This is a genomic window from Veillonella sp. CAG:933, assembly GCF_000431435.1.
GTDB lineage: Bacteria > Bacillota > Negativicutes > Veillonellales > Veillonellaceae > Veillonella_A.
The window spans coordinates 10,249-14,898 of sequence record NZ_HF986205.1; the positions used below are offsets into that span (position 1 = coordinate 10,249).

The 4,650-nt window shown below is 39.7% G+C and carries 3 protein-coding genes and 1 pseudogene (1 of these 4 only partly in view); 2 read left to right on the forward strand and 2 right to left on the reverse strand.

What is annotated here, in order from left to right:
* Nucleotides 1-1,173 (reverse strand): annotated as a pseudogene (sstT, locus tag QZL64_RS07480) (serine/threonine transporter SstT); it reaches 113 nt to the left of the window's first position.
* Nucleotides 1,174-1,565: 392 nt separating this feature from the next.
* On the opposite strand from sstT, the gene QZL64_RS07485 reads away from it, so the two are divergent.
* A complete protein-coding gene (locus tag QZL64_RS07485) occupies nt 1,566-2,312 on the forward strand; it encodes a class I SAM-dependent methyltransferase (protein WP_021841387.1) in 747 nt (248 codons plus the stop codon).
* A gap of 177 nt (nt 2,313-2,489) precedes the next feature.
* Here QZL64_RS07485 and QZL64_RS07490 read toward each other — a convergent pair whose 3' ends face one another.
* Nucleotides 2,490-3,227: an SIMPL domain-containing protein gene (locus QZL64_RS07490; RefSeq protein ID WP_021841388.1), complete on the reverse strand. Its 738-nt coding sequence runs from the start codon at nt 3,225-3,227 to the stop codon at nt 2,490-2,492.
* 571 nt (nt 3,228-3,798) lie between these two features.
* On the opposite strand from QZL64_RS07490, the gene QZL64_RS07495 reads away from it, so the two are divergent.
* Complete coding sequence (locus QZL64_RS07495) at nt 3,799-4,548, forward strand: NADPH-dependent oxidoreductase (protein WP_021841389.1); 750 nt, start codon at nt 3,799-3,801, stop codon at nt 4,546-4,548.
* The last annotated feature ends 102 nt before the right edge of the window (nt 4,549-4,650 follow it).

Below are 4,650 nucleotides of genomic sequence, written 5' to 3' on the forward strand. Positions count from 1 at the left end.
CACGAAGAGAATATCCGTGGACGAGTTAAGGGCAGTTTCTGTGGAGTCTTGAAGAACACCGATGATGAAACCTACACCAACTACTTGCATGGCGATATTATTGGAGATACCGAATAAGCTACAAGCAAGCGGAATCAACAAGAGGGAACCGCCGGCAACCCCGGAAGCACCGCAAGAACCGATGGTAGCAATAATACTTAATAGGATAGCGGTAGCAAAATCAACCGGAATATGAAGGGTATTAACGGCTGCCAATGTCATAATGGTAATTGTAATGGCAGCACCGGCCATGTTAATGGTTGCCCCAAGCGGAATCGCGATAGAATACGTATCAGGGGATAAGCCGAGACGTTTGGCCATATTCATGTTAACCGGAATATTGGCAGCGGAACTGCGGGTGAAGAAGGCAGTAATACCGGATTCACGTAAACATTTAAAAGTAAGCGGGAACGGATTACGACGCATAACAATGTAAACAATGATAGGATTTACAACTAAGGCCACGAAGAACATGCTACCCAATAAAGTACCTAATAATACAGCGTATTCAACTAATGCTTCAATACCGCTGGTGGAAATAGATTCGGCAACGAGCCCCATAATACCGAATGGAGCCAAGCGGATAACCCATTGAACTACCATGGTAATAGCATCGGAAATTCCTACGAATACACTTTTTACTTCTTCTGTTGCATGACGAAGGGCAAAACCAATAACAACAGCCCAACCTAAAATACCGATATAGTTACCGGTCATGATAGCATGAAGCGGATTATCTACGATATTACGTAATAAAGTAATCAATACTTCCGCGATGCCTTGTGGAGCTTTGGCATCTTCAGCTGCAGTCACTAAATGTAGAGTGGCCGGGAAGAGGTAGCTGGCAAAAACAGCAATTAATGCTGATAAGAACATGCCTACCATATACATGACGATGATTTTTTTCATGCCGGTTTTTTGATCGGCCCGATGGCGGCAAACGGCAGCAATAACAAGGAAGAATACCAATAGCGGTGCAATCCCTTTTAAGGCGCCTACAAAGATAATCCCCAGCAGTGACAAGTCTTTACCAACAGCCGGATTAATCAGGGCCACAGAAATACCGATGACCAGCCCTATCATGATTTGATAAATCAGTTTGACTCGGTTAAACACTTGTAAAATTGCTTTCATAATAATCTCTCCTTAGACACTCAAAATAATGCATTTGTAATGGACATATGTCATTATAATACGGACAAGGAATAATATCAAGAGGCAATTTGAATAAAATTAGTCTATTTTGAAAAATATACTTTAAAATAAAATGTTTGACCTTATTTATCGATTTTTTTAGTGCTCACAATTACTTTACAAAATGGAGAACTATTAGTTATACTATAGAAACACATTATAATGAAAAGAATCATCAAATATAAATGGTATATATGGTACAATAATATAGTAGAGGATTTATTAATCGATTAATTATAGTTTGAAATGGCAGTAAATTGTAGTTAGTCGGACGATTGATAGCGTATTATGGTAGGTATATAGGTTTAAACTAGATTGTGAGTGAAGAAGATATGCAAGGGAATACAAGAGAGCAGTCATTAAGCTTTTCCAATCATGCGGAAAAGGAAGTATATGTGCAAGGTGTTTTTTCACATATAGCAAAGCATTACGACCTTATGAATTCATTGTTGAGTTTTCACCAAGATTCGTATTGGCGCCGTTTTGCCGTTGAAAAAATGGCATTAACTGAAAATATGAATATTTTAGACGTTGCTTGCGGCACGGGGATGCTGACGAAAGAAGCATTGCGCCAAATGCCGAGTCTTCATATTGAAGCCTTGGATTTTAGTCCGGAAATGCTGGCCCAGGGTGAAGTTCGTTTGAATCAGGCCGGTTTACTCGATAAGGTAAATTTAGTAGAAGGGGATGCTATGAATTTACCCTATGACGCCAACACTTTCGATTGCGCCATGAGCGCATTTGCATTGCGTAATGTGCCGGATATCATCAAAACCCTCAGTGAAATGAAGCGTGTTGTTAAACCGGGCGGCCGTGTAGTAACTTTAGAATTGGCTAAGCCTACCGTTTTCGGTTTTAAACAGTTATACTATGCGTATTTTGAAAAAATCTTGCCTGTATTGGGTAAGTTAAGTAAAGACCAGTCATCCTATGCTTGGCTACCTGAATCGTTACGTCGTTATCCACATCAGTCAAAAGTACTTGAATACTTTAACGAAGTGGGGTATAAGGACGCTACGTATTACGAATTGACCGGTGGTATCGTAGCTGTCCATGTGGGTATCGTACCGGAAGAGTAATGGCTGTTTGGCCACTCTGTGGTTAGTCGCTCATAATTAATAGAACTCTAAATAAAGAAAATATAGGCGTATATGCTTAATTTACAAGCCTATACAGGCACGAAAAAAGCCGAGTTCCACGGAACTCGGCTTTAGTATTTATGCAGTTATTTAAACGGATTCACTATATGAAGCAAATTAACGAACATAGAATGTTAAATCAACATTTTTGCTTACGGTGATTTCACCCTGTTCTACCGGCGTGGAAGAACCAAGCATATCAGATGCTTTATAAAGACGCATGGAGCTTTCCATAGTGTACGTGTTAGTGCCGCCTACGGAAGCGTCTTTAATACCGCCCAACTGTTGACCTAAAGCACCGGCAATCACTTCGGCTTGATGACGACCGTTTTTAACAGCTTCAGCAGTCAATTGGTCATTCAAAGCTTGGTCTACATCGGCTTCGAAGCTGAGGGACTGAATGTTATTGGCACCTGCCGCCACTGCATTGTCGATAACTTGGCTGATTTTGCTCAAGTCATTGATGCGAACAGCTACGGAGTTGAATACGGTATAACCTACAACAGAGTTGGCAGAACGATCACGGGTAGTGCTGTAATCGTTTTTAGGGGAAACGGAGAAGTAGGATGTTTGAATGTTATTTTTAGTAATGCCTACATTAGCAAGGCGAGCAATTAAATCACTCATAACACGATCGTTAGTAGTTTTAGCAGCTCCTACGGTAGATGCTTCACTGGTAATACCTAAACGAAGAATGGCATAGTTTGGCGCTACGGAGCGGGTTGCTGTACCACTTACGTGAATTTGTGCATCTGTATCAGCCGGTGCAGCGGCCAAAGCAGAGCCGGTGAAGCCTACTGCCAAAGCTGCAATTAAAAGACCGCGAGTTAAATGTTTTGTTAATTGAAGTTTCATTTGATGACTCCTTTTTTACTTTGAAAACTGAAAAATAAATTTCGTTACCATACATGTAGTATAGCAAATTATGGACATTTAGGCAATTTTTATTTTCATGAATGCCATTTATTGTATAAAAAATTAAAGAAAATAAACGATTTACCGTATAAAATCAAATAAGTATGAGTATTTGTTGATGATTTATGCATGACAATATATTGCTTGACATATAACCATGCATTAGTTATATTCTAAGTATAGTATTCATGATCGTGAAATTTAATATGTGAATTAAGAATAATAGCAGGCGGCTTTTGGGGAGGAAGCGGGGATTTGTCTAAATAATTGATTGTTTTATTAATTATTTAAGGACTAGACAAGCCTACTAAATAATGTTACTGTAAAAAGAGAAACTTCGATATTAGATACTGGGGTAGATATAGTATCGATATTGAATGACTTTTACAGTATAAGTATGATTTTTGTCATAGTGTGTAATTATTTTAATGTGCAATATGATGGAAATCTGTGGTAAAATACAATTCACTGACTTTGTCAGTCGATGTATTTTAGTAAAGGAGACGATCCCATGAATCCTATTGACGTTTTATTAAATCATCGTACTATTCGTGAGTTTAAATCCAGTCCTATGCCGCCGCAACAATTGAGCATACTACTGGATATTGCTAAACGAACGGCTACCAGCATGGGCCTGCAAAGCTTTAGTATTATCCGCATTGTAAATCCCGAATTGAAAGCGGCTATCGCGGAAGTTTGCAACCAAGAGTATGTAGCACGGGTACCGGAACTATTTATCTTTATAGTCGATGCGTACCGTAACTCACGCATAGCTCGTGAACAAGGTATAACGAGTGACATTGAACGTGATAGTGATCGTTTCTTCCAAGGCTGGACGGATGCAGCCATAGCCGCTCAAAACATGGTGGCAGCTGCAGAGCTTGGTGGCTTCGGTACTGTTTTCTTTGGCAGTATCTTAAATAATGTACCTAAGATGATCGAACTTTTGAAATTACCGGAACTGACATTTCCGGTAGTAGGTGTCGGCATTGGCGTACCTAATCAGAAGCCGCAATTAAAACCGCGAATGCCTCGTGAAGCTAATGTATTTGATGATTCATATACTGTGTTTGACTCGTACCTCGAACTTTTGGAAGATTACGATGAAGAAATGGAACAGTATTATGATATGCGTGATACGAATCGTCGTGTAGATTCGTTCACAAAACAGGTTGCCGGTAAAAAGGCAGTTCCGTTAAGACAAAAACTAATACAACAAGCAGAAGCGCAAGGCTTTAAATTTTACGATGTAAAGGATTAAATACTTTTACGCCCCGAGCGGTCACCGTCAAGGTATTTTTTATGGGCTGACTACTTGTTACAGCAAGTGGTCAGTCATTTTTTGTACGCCGAATAGGCATGA